The following is a 16,806-nucleotide window of genomic DNA, read 5'->3' on the forward strand; positions in this document are numbered from 1 at the left end:
TATGAATTTAATCGTGAATTTAATCGCAAAAAGCGATATTACGCGATTGTAGCGGATTAGCCGCCGAGCGCGTAACGCGGCGGACCCGAGGGTGTGTTACCAATCGTGAGCGCGTTTTCCGCCCACCCTTTCGCTGACTGCGCTTCACGAACCGCGCAAATTCGCTGCACATAGGCAGGACGCGGGACGTCGGTGAATCCGTCCTCGTAGGCGATCACGCGCAGACGCCCTCTCACTACTTCGAGCAATTCGCCGGGTTCGAGCAGAAACGCGGGATTCGACGGCTTGCCGATACTGCCATTGCCGGCCGCGAAGGTCTCGTAGATCAGCACGCCGCCGGGTGCGAGCGCATCGATGAAGTGCCCGAACAGCGGGCGATGCAGGTAATTCGTGACCACGATTGCGTCAAACGTTCGGTCGTCCGGCAGCGGCCAGCGCGCATTTTCGATGTCGGCCGTAAGCGTCTCGATGCGCGGTATGGCGGACATCGAAACGAGCGCGTCGGCATCGCGGTCGATGGCCAGAACCGAAAAGCCGCGCGCCGCGAACCAGCGCGTGTGTCGGCCGCTGCCCGCAGCGACGTCGAGCACCGCGCCGGCGGGCGCGACGAGATGCGCCCAGCGCACGACCCACGGACTCGGCACGCCTTCCATCAGCTGTAGGACAGGCCCATCGCCTCGCGCACGTCGCGCATCGTCTCCGTGGCGAACTTGCGCGCCTTGTCGCAGCCGTCCGCGACGATCGCGCGCAACAGCGACGGGTCGTCCATGTACTTTTGCGCGCGCTCGAGCATCGGCTGCTGCTCGCGCAGAATGCCTTCGATCACCGGCTGCTTGCATTCCAGGCAGCCAATGCCTGCGCTACGGCAGCCCTTCTGCACCCATTCGTGCGTCTTTTCGTCCGTATAGACCTGATGCAGCTGCCACACCGGGCACTTGTCGGGATCGCCCGGATCGGTGCGCCGCACGCGCGCCGGGTCGGTCGGCATCCTGCGGACCTTCTGCTCGATGGTCGCGGCATCCTCGCGCAAACCGATGGTATTGCCATAGGATTTCGACATCTTCTGCCCGTCGAGCCCCGGCATGCGGGACGCTTCGGTCAGCAGCACCTGCGGCTCGACGAGAATGATCTTGCGCGAACCTTCCAGATAACCGAACAGCCGCTCGCGGTCGCTCATCGACAGACTCTGCGATTCCTGCAGCATCGCGCGCGCTTGCTCGAGCGCTTCGTCGTCGCCTTCCTGCTGATACGCGACGCGCAACTCGTGATAGAGCTTCGCGCGCTTGCCGCCGAGCTTCTTCGCGGCTTCCATCGCCTTTTCCTCGAAGCCCGGCTCGCGGCCGTACAGGTAGTTGAAGCGGCGCGCGATCTCGCGCGTCATCTCGACGTGCGGCACCTGATCCTCACCGACCGGGACGAGCGACGCGCGATACAGGAGGATGTCCGCCGCCATCAGCACCGGATAGCCGAGGAAGCCGTAGGTCGACAGATCCTTCTCGCGCAGCTTCTCGATCTGCTCCTTATAGGTCGGCACGCGTTCGAGCCAGCCGAGCGGCGTGCCCATGCCGAGCAGCAGCGACAGTTCGGCATGCTCGGGCACACGGCTCTGGATGAAAAGCGTCGCCTGCGCCGGATCGATGCCTGATGCCAGCCAGTCGATGAGCACCTCCCACACGTTTTTCTCGATGACCTCGGGCGTCTCGTAGTGCGTCGTGAGCGCGTGCCAGTCGACCACCGCGAAGAAGCACGGGTACTCGGACTGCAGCCGCACCCAGTTTTTCAGCACGCCGTGATAGTGGCCGAGGTGCAGCGACCCGGTGGGCCGCATGCCGGAGAAGATACGGTCTGGGAACATGATGTTATGGGAATAGTGAAGCAAGGGGATTCAGAATAGCCGACACCGCCGTGTAACCGACGTTCACGAGCGGCCCGAGCCAGTAGCGCGTCAGCACGCCGGTCACGACAAGCGCCATCACGATGAAGAAGCCGTACGGCTCGAGCTTCGAGAACGCGATCGACGCGCGCACCGGCAGGAGCGCCATGACGACGCGGCCGCCGTCGAGCGGCGGCAACGGGAAAAGATTCAGGACGCCGAGCACGAGATTCACGCCGACGCCCGCGGCCGCCATGCGCGTGAAGAACAGTTCGTCGACGTGAAAAGCCGCGAGCATTACCGCGATCACGCCCCAAATGAGCGCCTGCACGAAGTTGCTGCCCGGGCCGGCCGCGGCGACCCACAGGCTGCCCCAGCGCGGATTGCGCAGGTTGCCGAACGCGACCGGCACAGGCTTCGCGTAGCCGAACATGAACGCGCCGCTCGTCACGAAGTACAGGACGATCGGAATCAGGATCGTGCCGATCGGATCGATATGGCGCATCGGGTTCATGGAAACGCGGCCCAGAACGTAGGCCGTGTTGTCGCCGAGCAAGCGCGCGGCATAGCCATGCGCGGCCTCGTGCAGCGTGATTGCGAAGATCACGGGGAGCGCGTAAACCGCGATGGTCTGTATCAGGGAAGGGTCCATGGGGCGCTATTGTATCAAGCGGGCAGGTCCGATCCGACGCGCACGACGGCGCCGGGCGCGCACTATTTCGCCCATGATGTGCGAAAACGCTTGATCGGGTCGTAGGCCCGTGTGCGCTACTGCGCGGCGCTTACGCCGTGAGCCCGAACGGTTCGAGACTGCCTCTCCCCGCGCGCACGAGCACTGGCTCCCCCGATGAAAGGTCGATCACCGTCGACGGCTCCGCTGGACACGCACCGGCATCGATCACGAGCTCGACCTGCTTTTCCAGGCGCTCGCGAATTTCCTCCGCGTCGTTGAGCGGCTCGGTGTCGGGCGGCAGGATCAGCGTCGAGGCGAGAAGCGGCTCGCCGAGCGCCTCCAGCAGCGCGAGCGTGATCGCGTGGTCCGGCACGCGCAGCCCGATCGTCTTGCGTGACGGGTGCGACAGCCGGCGCGGCACTTCCTTGGTCGCCTGCAGTACGAACACGTAAGGCCCTGGCGTCACCGACTTGATGAGGCGGTACTGCTGGTTGTCGACCATCGCGAAGTTCGAGAGCTCGGAAAGATCGCGCACGAGCAGCGACAGCAACTGCTTGTCGTCGATGCCGCGAATGCGTCGCAATCGCTCGACGGCGTCCTTGTCGTCGAGATGGCATCCGAGCGCGTAGCTCGAATCCGTTGGCAACGCGACGACGCCGCCGTCCTTGATGATCTGCACGGCCTGATTGATGAGCCGCGGCTGCGGGTTGTCCGGATGAATGCGAAAGAATTGAGACATGGCGACGCCTTATTGTTTCGATCGTTATCGCGAATGCCCAGGCGCGGCGCGGATCACGCGCGAGCGCGCCTGACGCGATGTGCGTGCGGAAAATTACCGTTGATGCAAAGACCGTGCGCGCAGGGCCGGAACGACGCGCGCCAGGGAAACGCTAGAGCCAGCGTTCCCAGACGGGCGTGAGATCGTCAGGCAGCGGCGGAAGGCGGCCGAGATCGACGCGCCCTTCGCCCGCGCCGTGAAAGTCCGAGCCGCGCGACGCCTCAAAGCCGTAGCGGCGCGCAACGTCGGCGTATTCGCGGTACTGGTCGGGCGTGTGGCTGCCCGTCACCACCTCGATCGCATGGCCGCCGAGCTGGATGAATTCGTCGAAGAGCGCCGCGAATTCGACCGGCGTGTAATCGTAACGCCCCGGATGCGCGATGATCGGCTCACCGCCCGCATCCCTGATCCATTTGACGGCATCCGCGAGCTTCGCCCAGCGATGCCCGACGAAGCCCGGCTTGCCGTCGCCGAGATAGCGCGTGAACACGTCCGCGGTGGACTGCGCGTAACCCGCCTCCACCAGATACCGCGCGAAGTGCGTGCGCGAAATCATGTCGGGATCGTCGGTGAAGCGCAGCGCGCCCTTGTAGCAATCCGGAATGCCGATCGCCGCGAGCGCCTCGCCGATCGCCACACCGCGCGCCGCGCGCCCGTTGCGCGTGCATTCGAGTCCGGCAAGCAGCGCCTCGTTGTCCGGATCGACGTTCATGCCGACGATGTGCACCGTGCGCGACGCCCACGTCACCGAGATCTCGACGCCGGGCAGGTAGCCCATCCCGAGCGCCTCGGCGGCCTTGCGCGCTTCCTCCTGCCCGCCGAGCTGATCGTGATCCGTGAGCGACCACAGCGTCACGCCGTTCGCATGCGCGCGCTGCGCAACTTCGGCGGGCGCGAACTGGCCGTCGGACACGGTGGAGTGGCAATGCAGATCGGCGTTCATTTTCGGCTCTGGGGTTTCACTGACATTCTAACTGCAATGGCATGACACGCCGGTTATGCAGGCCCCTTCTTACCGGCGCGCCGCTCATGCGCAGAACGCGTCAATCAGCGACGCGACGCGCGCCGGCTGGTCGTGATGGATCGTGTGCCCGGCGCCGTCGACGATTTCCTCGCGCCAGTCGGCAAGAGCGGCGAAGCGCGTCTTGAACTCGGCGACGGGCGTCTGTCCCGCGAGGGCGGCGAGCGTCAGCGAGTCCTTCGCCTCGACGTGCAGGACCGGCGCCGTGACCCGCGCCCACGCGGCGGTGACCTCGTCCAGCCGATACAGCGTCGGTCCGCGCAACTTGTGCGCCGGGTCGGCCAGCAGATGGAAGCGTCCGTCGCTTTGCTCGCGCGACCAGTGCTGCGCGAGATAGCGCGCACGCGCGAGCGGCAGACGCGGATTCGTGCGGATCAGCCGATCGGCGACTTCATCGAGGCCCGCATAGCTGCGCAGCGCCGGCGGCGCGCGCAGATCGTCGAGCCATTGCGCGATGCGCCCGGGCGATTGCGATGCGCGCGCCGCCGGCAGACCGAAGCCTTCCAGATCGACCACGCGGCGCACGCGCTCGGGCCGCACGCCTGCATAAAGCAGCGCGACGTTCGCGCCCATGCTGTGACCGACGAGATTCACCTGCACGCCCCGCGCGAACTGATCGAGCAGCACGTCGAGATCGGCGAGGTAGTCCGGAAAGTAGTAATGCCCGCCGCCCTTTTGAGCGACCGGCCAGTCCGACAGGCCGAAGCCGCGCGCGTCGGGCGCGAGGACCTGCCAGTCGCCGGCGAGCGCATCGACGACGAACTGGAACGACGCGCTCATATCCATCCAGCCGTGCAGCATGAAGAGCATCGGGGCGTCGGGCGAACCCCAGCGGCGCACATGCAGACGCACACCGCGCGCATCGACGAATTCGGAGCGCGATTCTTTCATGGTGCCGCCTCGAATAAAGGATGATCGTTCGATTATAGCGGCGATGGCCGCAGCCTATTTCGCGTCGTCCAGGCCGGCGAGCGCGCGCAGTTCGGCTTCGTCAAAACCCGCGTCGCGGCGCGCCTCGAAGTTGAACGGGCCGCGCAGCTTCGGCGCGTGGTACTGCTCGGCGAGGCGTTCATAGGTCGCGTGCGGATCGAGACCCAGGCCGTCGCACAGGAAACGGAACCAGCGATTGCCGATCAGCACGTGGCCGATTTCGTCGCGCAGGATGACATCGAGAACCGCCGCGGACGCGTGATCGCCCGCCTGCGCGAGGCGCTTGCGGATCGGCGGCGACGCGTCGAGCCCGCGAGCCTCCAGCGTGCGCGGCACGAGGGCCATGCGGGCGAGCACGTCGCCGCGCGTGCGCTGCGCAATCTCCCACAGGCCGTCGTGCGCCGGGAAATCGCCGTAGGCATGGCCGAAATCGGCCAGCCGCGCGCTCAGCAGCGAAAAGTGATGCGCTTCCTCAGCCGCGACTTTCAACCAGTCGAGATAAAAATCCTGCGGCATCGACGGAAATCGCCAGACGGCGTCGAGCGCGAGATTGATGGCATTGAATTCGATGTGCGCGAGCGCATGCAGCAATACGGCGCGGCCCGCCTCCGACTGCATGCTGCGACGCTTCAGCGACGACGGCTCGACGAGTTCCGGACGTCCGGGCCGGCCGGGCAGATCACCGGGTTCATCGAACGTGGCTTGCCGATCGATTCGGGATGGCTGCGCGCGCGCCGCCTCGAACAGCGCGCCGGCGCGCGCCGCTTTCGTCGCGGGGTCGCGCTCGCGCAGGATGGCGAGCGCCGCGCGGCGCGCGCACGCGTCGGCGTCGTCTTTGGTGGGAATCACAGGGTGGTGCATCGAACGATCTCGAAAACAGGCCTCGAACCGCGCGGTCCAGCGGACGCTTATGGCAAACAGCTAAAATGGTAATCCCGGCGGACGCCGCACATCGCGTAACAATCCGCGTAACAATCCGCGCAACGATCGGTGCGACCGGGACGGCCGTGACCGCCAAGCCGCACCGGCAGGCGCGCATTTTAGCGCCACCAGCGCCCCGCCCTTACGACACCACGCCCCAGGAGACAATGTGGCCATCTACAAACTCGGCGACGACGCCCCGACCATCCATGAAAGCGTGTTCCTCGCGGACACCGCGACCATCATCGGGCGCGTGACGCTCGAGGAAAACACGAGCGTGTGGCCCGGCGCCTCGCTGCGCGGCGACAACGAGCCGATCGTCGTCGGGCGTGGCAGCAACGTGCAGGAAGGCGCGGTGCTGCACGCCGACCCCGGCTTTCCTCTGACGATCGAAAACGATGTCACCGTCGGTCATCAGGCGATGCTGCACGGCTGCACGATCAAGGAAGGCTCGCTGATCGGGATCCAGGCCGTGGTCTTGAATGGTGCGGTGATCGGCCGCAACTGTCTGGTTGGCGCGGGCGCCGTCGTCACCGAAGGCAAGGTATTCCCGGACAACACGCTGATTCTCGGCGCGCCCGCGAAGGCGGTGCGGGAAATCGGCGAGGCGGATATCGCACGCATGCGCGCGGCCACGGCAAGTTACGCCGACCGGCGCGAATATTACAAGGCGCAGCTCGTGCGCATCGGCTGAGACCCGGAAGACCGGGCGAGCCTCAACACCCAAGGAAGAGTTGTGAACGACCAGTTGCAGAAATTCATGTTCAACGCGGCGCCCGTGCGCGGCGAGATCGTCTCATTGCGCCATACGTGGCAGGAAGTGCTCGCGCGCCGCTCGTACCCTGCGGCAGTGCGCAACGTGCTCGGCGAGATGATGGCCGCATGTGCGCTTTTATCCGCGAACCTCAAGTTCGACGGCACGCTCGTCATGCAAATCTACGGCGACGGACCGGTGAAGATGCTGGTCGTGCAATGCAATTCCAACCTCGCGCTGCGCGCCACTGCGAAGCTCGCCGAAGGGACCGAGCGCGAGCTCGAGAACGAAATGTCGCTCGCCGAGCTATTGAACCGTCACGGACGCGGGCGCTGCGTCATCACGCTCGATCCGGCCGACAAGAAGCCGGGACAGCAACCGTATCAGGGTATCGTGCCGCTGTCGGGCGAACACGGCCCGCTCTCGTCGATGGCCGAGGTGCTTGAGCACTACATGCACCACTCCGAACAGCTCGACACGCGCCTATGGCTCGCCGCCGACACCGATCGCGCCGTCGGCATGCTTTTGCAGAAGCTGCCGGGCGATGGCGGCATCGTTCCGCACCCGGGCGAACACGACGCGGACACCTGGCAGCGCGTCTGCCATCTCGGCAGCACGCTTTCGACGGAAGAATTGCTGAAAGAAGAACCGGACACGGTCTTCAAGCGCCTGTTCTGGCAGGAGAACGTGCAGCACTTCGATCCCGCGCCGGCGCGTTTTCAGTGCACGTGCTCGCGTGAAAAAGTCGGCGGCATGCTCAAGATGCTCGGCCGCGAGGAAGTCGACGGCGTGATCGCAGAGCGCGGTAACGTCGAAGTGCATTGCGAGTTCTGCAATCAGCGCTATGACTTCGACACCGTCGACGTTGCGCAACTTTTTGTCGCAAAAGAACTCTCACAAGGCGTGAGTCCGGCGTCGGACCGGCGCCACTGAAACACCGCGAAAGCCTTGTCCAGCGGGAGGTTGCGCCGCATGCGCCAAGGGCTTCGGAGGCCCGGTGACCGTTCGGCGCACCCGCTTACGGCCTAGACTCACGACAGACTCCGCAAGCTATGATTGGGGCTCCTGTACAGATGTCCGGCCCGCTGGAGGTCGTAAATGAAAACCACACCTTTCAACTGGAAACTGCTGCCATGCCTTGCCGGCGTCGCACTCTTCGCCGGCTGCATGATGGATCCGCCCGGTCCTTCGCCGATCTATAGCCGCTTGCCCGATACGCCGTCGGCGCCCCAAGAGACGCTGACGCCACAGCAGCAGATGGAACGGTACAACGCCATCGACAAGCAGGCGCTAAACGAATCGCAGCAAGCTGCCGCCGCGGGCAATGCGGCGAAGACGATGTCGCAGTTCTACGCACCCATGCCGGTCTCGGTGTACGGAGGCTATTCGAGCGGCGGCTGGGGCGGTCCGTATTGGGGCACTGGCGTCGGATTCGGCACCTGGTGGTAATCGATCCGGCAACAGGCTCGGCAGAAAAAAAGCGCGGTCGATGACCGCGCTTTTTTGTTCCGACCGGGGAGCCGCCACGCTACTGCGCCGTGCCTGCCGGCTGTTTCTTCTTCGCTTCGGCTGCTTTTTCCTTCTGCGCCTTCTTGTCCAGATCGCGCAATTCCTGCTTCGAACGCGACACCGGATTCGGCACCACGCGCAGCGGCGCCGCCGAGACCTGACCGCGCGTCGAACCGTTCATGCCCGGCACGTTGGCGGAGTTGACGGGCGCATTCGAATTCGGCGCGACGAACTGAACGAATACCTCGCTGTCCTTCACCATGCCCATTTCGTAGCGCGCACGCTCTTCCACGGCGGCAGTGCCGTTTTGCAGATCCTGCACTTCGCCCTGAACGCGCTCGTTGCGCAACCTCAGGTTCGTGTTCTTCTCCGTCTGCTGCGCGAGCTGCTGCTGCAATTCATGCACGCGCAGCCAGCCGCCGTGGCCCCACCAGAGCGGGTATTGGATCAGCACCAGCAGCAGAATCAGAACGACAGTTACGAGCCGCATTCACGTAGCCGAAATAAGCGCCGCCCGGCGGCAAGAATGCCGTGGGCGGCGGGCTTCAAAAGATGACGCTTTAAAGACGACTAAGCGTCTTTATCGACTAAAGCGGCAAAAGCTTTAGCGCAAGTTGTAGAACGCCGACTTGCCCGGGTAGCTCGCGATATCGCCGAGGTCTTCCTCGATGCGCAGCAGCTGGTTGTACTTCGAGATGCGGTCGCTACGCGACAGCGAGCCGGTCTTGATCTGCCCGGCGTTGAGGCCGACGGCGATATCGGCGATCGTCGAGTCCTCCGTTTCGCCCGAGCGGTGCGAGATCACGGCCGTGTAGCCTGCGCGCTTGGCCATTTCGATTGCCGCGAAGGTTTCCGTCAGCGTGCCGATCTGGTTGATCTTGATGAGGATCGAGTTGGCGATGCCCTTCTCGATGCCTTCCTTCAGGATGCGCGTGTTCGTCACGAACAGATCGTCGCCGACGAGCTGGATCTTCTTGCCAAGCTTGTCGGTCAGGATCTTCCAGCCTTCCCAGTCGGACTCGTGCATGCCGTCTTCGATCGAGACGATCGGAAATTTGTCTGCGAGCGTCGCGAGGTAATCGGCGAATTCGTTCGACGACAATTGCAGGCCTTCGCCCGCGAGCTGGTACTTGCCGTCGTGGTAAAACTCGCTCGCCGCGCAGTCGAGCGCGAGCAGCACGTCTTCACCGGCGCGATAACCGGCCTTCTCGATAGCCTGCAGAATCGTCGACAGGCACTCGTCGTTGCTACCGAAGTTCGGTGCGAAGCCGCCTTCGTCGCCCACGGCGGTGCTCATGCCGCGCTCGGCCAGGATCTTCTTGAGCGCGTGGAACACTTCCGCGCCGCAGCGAAGCGCTTCGCGGAAAGTCGGCTGGCTGACCGGGACGATCATGAATTCCTGAATGTCCAGGCTGTTGTTCGCGTGCGCGCCGCCGTTGACGATGTTCATCATCGGCACCGGCAGTTGCATCGCACCCGAGCCGCCGAAGTAGCGGTACAGCGGCAGGCCGGCTTCCTCGGCCGCGGCCTTCGCGACCGCCATGGAGACGGCGAGCATCGCGTTCGCGCCGAGGCGCGACTTGTTGTCGGTGCCGTCGAGCTCGAGCAGGGTCTTGTCGAGGAAAGCCTGTTCCGAGGCGTCGAGGCCCATGATGGCTTCGGAAATCTCGGTGTTGATGTGTTCGACGGCCTTCAGCACGCCCTTGCCGTTGTAGCGGCCGGCTTCGTCGTCGCGCAGTTCGATGGCTTCGCGCGAACCGGTGGACGCACCCGACGGAACCGCCGCGCGGCCCATCGTGCCCGATTCGAGCAACACGTCGCATTCGACGGTCGGATTGCCTCGCGAATCGAGAATCTCGCGGCCGATGATATCTACGATAGCACTCATGGTTTCCTCAAGAAATGACGATGAATTCTGTCAGTCGCAACGAAGCGCGCCGCCTGTTTTTACACTTCGATACACGCGGCGGCACGCGCTTCACTGCTTCGCTCAGACCCTTTCGATGACCACCGGTTCAGCGCCGGCGCAAAGAGCGGTCGTTTCGGGATAGCGACTCGATCCGCATCGCTTTCGTGGGAGCGGGCGTTGGCCCCGCTGATCGGCGCGGGTACGCGGGTACCGCCCTCACGCGCTGCACGCTCCTCCGTTGCTCCGGTCACGCCAGGCGACCTGTTTTTTCGTGACACGCCCGCCGATGATGACGCCCGCGCCCCACTTCCTTTTGCCGCAGATACTCAGTTGAAATCGTTCTCGAGGAACGAGCCGCTCTTCACCGCGCGATCGATGGTGATGAGCGTGGAGAGCAGCGCCTCCATGTGCTGCAGCGGCACCGCGTTCGGGCCGTCCGACTTCGCACAGGCCGGGTCCGGATGCGTCTCCATGAAGAGGCCCGCGACGCCCGCGGCGACCGCCGCGCGCGCCAGCACCGGAACGAATTCGCGCTGACCGCCCGAGCTCGTGCCCTGCCCGCCCGGCAACTGCACCGAGTGCGTCGCGTCGAACACGACCGGCGCATTGGTTTCACGCATGATCGCAAGCGAGCGCATGTCGGACACGAGGTTGTTATAGCCGAACGACACACCGCGCTCACACGCCATGAAGCGGTCTTCCGACAGACCCGCTTCACGCGCGGCATCGCGCGCCTTGTCGATCACGTTCTTCATGTCGTGCGGCGCGAGAAACTGACCCTTCTTGATGTTCACCGGCTTGCCCGAACGCGCGCATGCGTGGATGAAATCGGTCTGGCGGCACAGAAACGCGGGCGTCTGCAGCACGTCCACGACCGATGCGACCGCTTCGATCTCGTGCTCGGCGTGGACGTCCGTGAGAACCGGCACGCCGAGCTGCTTCTTCACTTCGCCGAGAATGCGCAGCCCTTCGTCCATGCCGAGGCCACGGAACGACTTGCCCGAGCTGCGGTTCGCCTTGTCGTAGGACGACTTGTAGATGAACGGCACGCCGAGCTTCTCGGTCATCTCCTTGAGGCGCCCGGCGACGTCGATCGTCATTTGCTCCGATTCGACGACACACGTGCCCGCGATCAGAAAAAACGGCTTGTCGAGGCCGGCCTCGAAGTGACACAGCTTCATGCTTGCGCTCCCGCGGTCGCCGCAGCCCGGGCCGGCGCCTTCGCGTCGGCGGATTCGGCATGAACGCGCGCCGCATCGACGAACGCCTTGAAGAGCGGATGCCCGTCGCGCGGCGTCGACGTGAATTCGGGGTGGAACTGCACGCCGACGAACCACGGGTGCAGCGACTGCGGCAACTCCATCATCTCGGGCAGGTCCTCGCTCGGGGTACGGGCGCTGATGATAAGCCCGCCGGCTTCGAGCTGGGGCACGAAACGGTTATTGACTTCATAACGGTGACGATGACGCTCGTTCACATCGCTGCCGTAGATGCGCTCGGCCATCGTGCCAGGCTTGATCGGGCACTTTTGCGATCCGAGACGCATGGTGCCGCCGAGATCCGACTCCTCGCTGCGCTTCTCGATGCGGCCCGCGCGGTCGTACCACTCGGTGATGAGCGCAACGACCGGGTTCTGCGTGTCCTGATCGAACTCGGTGCTGTTCGCATCGGCGAGACCGGCGACGTCGCGCGCGAATTCGATCACCGCGAGCTGCATGCCGAGGCAGATGCCGAGATAAGGCGTCTTCGATTCGCGCGCATAACGGATGGCCTTGATCTTGCCTTCCGTGCCGCGACGGCCGAAACCGCCCGGAACGAGCACCGCGTCGAGATGCTTGAGCGCATCGGTGCCTTCGGCGTCGATCTGCTCGGAATCGATGTACTCGATGTTGACCTTCGTCGACGTATGGATGGCGGCATGACGCAGCGCTTCGATCAGCGACTTGTACGACTCCGTCAGCTCGACATACTTGCCGACCATGCCGATGGTCACTTCATGCTTCGGGTTCTCGAGCTTCTCGACGAGGTTCGACCACATCCTCAGATCGGCCGGCGGCGGCGAGAGCTTGAGCTCTTCGCAGATGATGTCGTCGAGGTGCTGGTCGTTGAGCATCTGCGGAATCTTGTAGATGCTGTCCGCGTCCCACACGGAGATCACGGCGTCTTCAGGCACGTTCGAAAACATCGAGATCTTGGCGCGCTCGTCATCGGGAATCGGACGGTCCGCGCGGCACAGCAGCACGTTCGGATAGATACCGATTTCGCGCAGCTTCTGCACGCTGTGCTGCGTGGGCTTCGTCTTCAGCTCGCCCGCGGTCGCGATGAACGGCACTAGCGTGAGGTGCACGAAGCACGCGCTGTTGCGGCCCATGCGCAGGCTCATCTGACGCGCGGCTTCGAGGAACGGCAGCGACTCGATGTCGCCCACCGTGCCGCCGACTTCCACGATCGCCACATCCGGCTGACCGCACGTCGCCGCTGCGGCGCCACGCTCGACGAAAGCCTGGATTTCGTTGGTGATGTGCGGAATGACCTGCACCGTCTTGCCCAGATATTCGCCGCGGCGTTCCTTGCGGATCACCGATTCGTAAATCTGGCCGGTGGTGAAGTTATTGGCCTTGCGCATCTTCGTGCTGATGAAGCGCTCGTAGTGGCCGAGGTCGAGGTCGGTCTCCGCGCCGTCTTCCGTCACGAACACTTCGCCGTGCTGAAACGGGCTCATCGTGCCGGGGTCGACGTTGATGTAGGGATCGAGCTTGAGGAGAGTGACTTTGAGACCGCGCGATTCGAGGATCGCGGCGAGAGAGGCGGCGGCAATACCCTTGCCAAGGGACGAAACTACGCCGCCGGTGACGAATACATATTTGGTCATCGCTAGATGCTCGCGGGAAAAACGGATTATACCGTAAAGGCAGATTCCCACGAAGCGCGCCAGACGTCGGGATTGGCTACGAATCTGCGCATTTCCGCGTCATTTTTGCGGAACATCGCACGGGCCGTTCGTCAAGTCCCGCGTGCGTGCTCGTGCCCTTTTGGCCGCTTCGTCATTGCGATGACTGCATCGCTTTAAGCAGGCGCTGCACTGCGCGCGCGGTGTCGATCGGGCGCTCCATCGGAAAGAGATGGCTGCCTTCCATCCATTCGATCCGCGCGCCGGCGATGCGCCGCGTCATGCCGAGTCCCACTTGCCGCACCTCGCGCGAACGCGTCCCCGCGATGAACCCGACCGGCACCGGCACGCCGTGCGCGAGTCGCGCGCCGAGCGTATGCGGCAGCGTGCGATAGATCAGATATTCGATGTGACGATCGAATGCGAGCGAGCGCGCGCCGTTCGCATGAGTCTGCGGAATGCCGAAGTCGATGTAGTCGGAGAGCATGCGCTCGTCCCAGCGCGCGAACGCGGGCTTCGACAGAAAATGCCGCCATGCCTCGTCGCGGCTCGCCCACTGCGTGCGGCGCTTCCTGGTCGCGGCGGCGGGCGACAGCCGCTCATCCAGTCCGGTCCATTGCGTAACGCGCAGAAGGCTGCTTCTCCAGCCGGCAATCACGGGGGAATCGAGCATCACCACGCCTTTCACCCATTGCGGGCGCTTGAGCGCCGCCATCAGCGACAGATAGCCGCCCAGCGAATGCCCGACGAGCCACACCTTCGGATGCGCGCTGTCCGCTTCCCGCCGATAGCGGCTCATGTCGTCGATGAGCTGATCGACGAGATACGGCCAGTCGCGCGTCACCGGAAAGCGCGCATCATGCCCGATGCACTCGATGCTGCGAACGTCGTAATCGTCGGAAAGCTCCGCAAAAATCGTGCGATAGACCGATGCCGGAAAGCCGTTCGCGTGTGAGAAATGGATGATGTCTTTCAAGCGGGATTCGTCTCCGTTCTTGTTCTGGTTTCAACGCCCCATCCAGTAGCGCGCGTGCGTCTGCCGGTAGCGCTCGAGCACGATCTGCCCGCCGATGTCGATGCGCGCCGCGCCGTCGTCGTCGCTGCGCGAAAGCGCGATCTCGCGCAACCCGTAGCGCGCGAACACGGTCGGGTGCGGATGGTGAAAGCGGTTGCGATAGCCTACCTGAAATATCGCCGCCAACGGCCCGACAGAATCGAGGAAAGGCTCGGTCGACGACGTCCGGCTGCCGTGATGCGGCGCGATCAGCACGTCGGCATGCAAGGCGGCGCGGTCGCGAGCGATCAGCGCGCGTTCGACGTCCGCTTCGATATCGGCCGCGAACAGCGCCGCGCGCCCCGCCGCGCTCGTCACCTTCAGCACGCACGACTGATGATTCGGCTTTCCCGAGAGCCGCCCCGGCTCGGGCCACAGCACGCGGAATTCCACACCGTCCCACGTCCAGCGCTGTCCCGCCGTACAGCGCAGCGTTTGCGCGCCGCGTGCGCGCGCGTTCGGCCACAACGCGTCCGTCGCGGGCAGCGACGCCAGCAACTGGCGCACTTCGATCGATTGCAATACGGCGGGCGCGCCGCCTGCGTGATCCGAATCGGAATGGCTGATGACGAGCGTATCGAGCATGCGAACGCCCGCGGCCTGGAGATACGGCGCGACGATGCGCTCGCCCGCGTGCGTCGATTCGGGACCGGGCCCGGCGTCGAAGAGCAACGCATGCCGCGCCGTCTCGACGACGAGTGCCGAGCCCTGCCCGACATCGAGCGCGGTGACGCGAAACGCGCCTTCGGGCGCGGGATGCGTCGCGGGAGCGAGAAGCGGCAGCCAGGTGAGCGGCGCGGCGAAGCGCAGCGGCCAGCCTCGTGGCGCGAGCGCCCACGCGACACCGATGCACGATGCCGCGAGCGCAAACGCATCAGGCTTCGGGAGAAACCAGAGGGGCGATGGCACGGCGTCGGCGAGGCGCGCGAGTAAGTCGCAAAGCACCGAGAGAGCGGCGTGCGCGGCGTGGAGCATCGGCGCATCGAGCGGCGCGGGAAGCATCAGGCCCGCGAGCGTCGCGGGTGTCACGAGCACGCTGATCCACGGTATCGCGAACGCGTTCGCGAGCGGACCGAGCAACGGAATCTGTGAGAACCAATACACGGTGAGCGGCGCGAGCGCGATGGTTATCGCGTACTGCACGCGCGCGCTCGACGTGGCGTGACGCCGTGCACGGCCGCCGAACCGCGTGATGAGAGGAAGCAGTCTCGGCCCGGTCGCGTGCGCCGGCCGCTGTCCGACTTCACTCGGATCGACGCGATCCCACTGTTCGATTTCGTCGTGCTCTTGAGCCTGCGCGCGTGACTCGACTCGCCCCGCCGCCGCGATCGCGTGCAATATCGCCGCCACCGCGCAGAACGACAGCCAGAATCCCGGCGATGTCACCGCCCACGGATCGGCGACCAGCACGAGCACGAGCGCCCACAAGAGCACGAGCGACGACGCGGGCCGCCTTCCGCACAGAAACGCGATGGCGACGATCAGCAGCATCCAAACCGTGCGTTGCGCCGGCACGTTGAATCCGGCGAGCGCGGCGTAGCAGGCGGCGAACACGGCCGCACCGGCCGCCGCCACTTTCGGCGCGGCCACGATCAATGGCGCGGGCACGCCGCGCAACCTGAGCCGCTTCCACACGAAGCCGAAGATCAACGCCGCCAGTCCCGCGACGAAGCCGATGTGCAACCCCGATATCGCGACGAGATGACTCGTGCCGGTCGCGCGCATGAGGGCCCAGTCGGCATCGCTGACCGCCTCCTGCGCGCCCACCGCGAGCGCGACGATGATCCCGCGATGCGGCGCGTGCCCCAGCACCGATTCGATGCGATCGCGCGCGCGGGCACGCAGACGGTCGATCATCAGACGCGGGCCCGTCGCATCGGGACTCACGCGCCGCGGCGTGCGCGCAGCCGACACAGTGCCCGTCGCGCGAATGCCGCGTTCGAGCAGGCTCGCTTCGCCATCGCGCAGGCCGAAGTTCGCATCGGCATGCGCGCGCTTCAAACGCGCGCTCAGCGTCCATCGTTCGCCAGCGCGGAGTGGCGTTCGATCCGGCGACATCCACAACAATCGCACGATGCGCGGAAAGTCGCGCAGACCCGCGCCGTTCGCTTCGACTTCGAAGAGCAGGCGCGCGCCGTCCGCCCGTTGCTCGGAAAGCCCGCGCACGAAGCCCGTCAGCTCGATGTCGCGTTGCTCGTACGCGGCGGGCAACTGCTCGCGCAGCCGGACTTCAGCGCGCACCGCGGCATAGGCGAAGCCGAGCGCGCAGGCGCCGAGCGCGAAGCTCGCGATGCGCACGCGCGGCTTCATCGCGCCGAGCGTCATCGCCACGATGAACGCCGCGCAGCCCGCGAACCACACGATTGCGTCCGGCAAGCGAGCCTGCTGTTGCAATCCCCAGACGCCCAGCGCAAATCCCAGCAGAATCGCCCGCACTTCTTCCTCTTCGTTTTCGTTGCCGCAGACGCGCGCTCGCAGAGACGGACGTCGATCG

At 65.0% G+C, this 16,806-nt stretch carries 16 protein-coding genes; 3 read left to right on the top strand and 13 right to left on the bottom strand.

What is annotated here, in order from left to right:
* Positions 1-56 precede the first annotated feature (56 nt).
* From NCR38_RS08595 to NCR38_RS08625, 7 genes are all read right to left on the bottom strand, one after another.
* A complete protein-coding gene (locus tag NCR38_RS08595) occupies positions 57-653 on the bottom strand; it encodes a bifunctional 2-polyprenyl-6-hydroxyphenol methylase/3-demethylubiquinol 3-O-methyltransferase UbiG (RefSeq protein WP_250476816.1) in 597 nt (198 codons plus the stop codon).
* Positions 653-1,855, bottom strand: a complete 1,203-nt coding sequence (locus NCR38_RS08600; protein ID WP_061119656.1) for a tryptophan--tRNA ligase — start codon at positions 1,853-1,855, stop codon at positions 653-655. The genes NCR38_RS08595 and NCR38_RS08600 overlap by 1 nt, the downstream gene beginning before the upstream one ends.
* 4 nt (positions 1,856-1,859) lie before the next feature.
* The gene (locus tag NCR38_RS08605; protein WP_061119657.1) at positions 1,860-2,525 is read right to left on the bottom strand and encodes a site-2 protease family protein; all 666 of its coding nucleotides are present in this window, start codon (positions 2,523-2,525) and stop codon (positions 1,860-1,862) included.
* 130 nt (positions 2,526-2,655) lie between these two features.
* The gene (locus NCR38_RS08610) at positions 2,656-3,285 is read right to left on the bottom strand and encodes an L-threonylcarbamoyladenylate synthase (RefSeq protein WP_061119658.1); all 630 of its coding nucleotides are present in this window, start codon (positions 3,283-3,285) and stop codon (positions 2,656-2,658) included.
* A 151-nt stretch (positions 3,286-3,436) separates the two neighbouring features.
* Positions 3,437-4,267, bottom strand: a complete 831-nt coding sequence (locus NCR38_RS08615) for a 3',5'-nucleoside bisphosphate phosphatase (RefSeq protein WP_250476817.1) — start codon at positions 4,265-4,267, stop codon at positions 3,437-3,439.
* Between the two features lie 84 nt (positions 4,268-4,351).
* Entirely contained in the window at positions 4,352-5,236 is an 885-nt protein-coding gene (locus NCR38_RS08620; protein ID WP_250476818.1) for an alpha/beta fold hydrolase, read from the bottom strand.
* 54 nt (positions 5,237-5,290) lie between these two features.
* Positions 5,291-6,136 (bottom strand): ferritin-like domain-containing protein, encoded by an 846-nt coding sequence (locus NCR38_RS08625; protein ID WP_250476819.1) that lies wholly within the window; start codon positions 6,134-6,136, stop codon positions 5,291-5,293.
* A gap of 229 nt (positions 6,137-6,365) precedes the next feature.
* Between NCR38_RS08625 and NCR38_RS08630 the strand changes: the two genes are divergently transcribed.
* From NCR38_RS08630 to NCR38_RS08640, 3 genes are all read left to right on the top strand, one after another.
* On the top strand, positions 6,366-6,890 hold the full coding sequence (locus NCR38_RS08630) for a gamma carbonic anhydrase family protein (RefSeq protein WP_061119662.1): 525 nt from the start codon (positions 6,366-6,368) through the stop codon (positions 6,888-6,890).
* 42 nt (positions 6,891-6,932) lie between these two features.
* Positions 6,933-7,883: an Hsp33 family molecular chaperone HslO gene (hslO, locus tag NCR38_RS08635; protein ID WP_250476820.1), complete on the top strand. Its 951-nt coding sequence runs from the start codon at positions 6,933-6,935 to the stop codon at positions 7,881-7,883.
* Positions 7,884-8,048: 165 nt separating this feature from the next.
* A complete protein-coding gene (locus tag NCR38_RS08640) occupies positions 8,049-8,399 on the top strand; it encodes a hypothetical protein (protein ID WP_061119664.1) in 351 nt (116 codons plus the stop codon).
* Between the two features lie 79 nt (positions 8,400-8,478).
* Here NCR38_RS08640 and ftsB read toward each other — a convergent pair whose 3' ends face one another.
* The 6 genes from ftsB to NCR38_RS08670 all read right to left on the bottom strand — a co-directional run bounded on the left by ftsB (position 8,479) and on the right by NCR38_RS08670 (position 16,748).
* Positions 8,479-8,949, bottom strand: a complete 471-nt coding sequence (gene ftsB, locus NCR38_RS08645; protein WP_061119665.1) for a cell division protein FtsB — start codon at positions 8,947-8,949, stop codon at positions 8,479-8,481.
* 114 nt (positions 8,950-9,063) lie between these two features.
* Entirely contained in the window at positions 9,064-10,347 is a 1,284-nt protein-coding gene (eno, locus tag NCR38_RS08650; RefSeq protein WP_061119666.1) for a phosphopyruvate hydratase, read from the bottom strand.
* A gap of 347 nt (positions 10,348-10,694) precedes the next feature.
* Positions 10,695-11,549 (bottom strand): 3-deoxy-8-phosphooctulonate synthase, encoded by an 855-nt coding sequence (gene kdsA, locus NCR38_RS08655; protein WP_250476821.1) that lies wholly within the window; start codon positions 11,547-11,549, stop codon positions 10,695-10,697.
* Positions 11,546-13,240 (bottom strand): CTP synthase, encoded by a 1,695-nt coding sequence (locus NCR38_RS08660; protein WP_250476822.1) that lies wholly within the window; start codon positions 13,238-13,240, stop codon positions 11,546-11,548. Before NCR38_RS08660 ends, kdsA begins: the two co-directional genes overlap by 4 nt.
* Positions 13,241-13,412: 172 nt before the next feature.
* On the bottom strand, positions 13,413-14,234 hold the full coding sequence (locus NCR38_RS08665; protein WP_061119669.1) for an alpha/beta fold hydrolase: 822 nt from the start codon (positions 14,232-14,234) through the stop codon (positions 13,413-13,415).
* A 30-nt stretch (positions 14,235-14,264) separates the two neighbouring features.
* Positions 14,265-16,748 (bottom strand): ComEC/Rec2 family competence protein, encoded by a 2,484-nt coding sequence (locus tag NCR38_RS08670; protein WP_250476823.1) that lies wholly within the window; start codon positions 16,746-16,748, stop codon positions 14,265-14,267.
* Positions 16,749-16,806 lie beyond the last annotated feature (58 nt).

This window comes from Caballeronia sp. INML1 (assembly GCF_023631085.1).
Taxonomy (GTDB): Bacteria; Pseudomonadota; Gammaproteobacteria; order Burkholderiales; family Burkholderiaceae; genus Caballeronia; species Caballeronia turbans.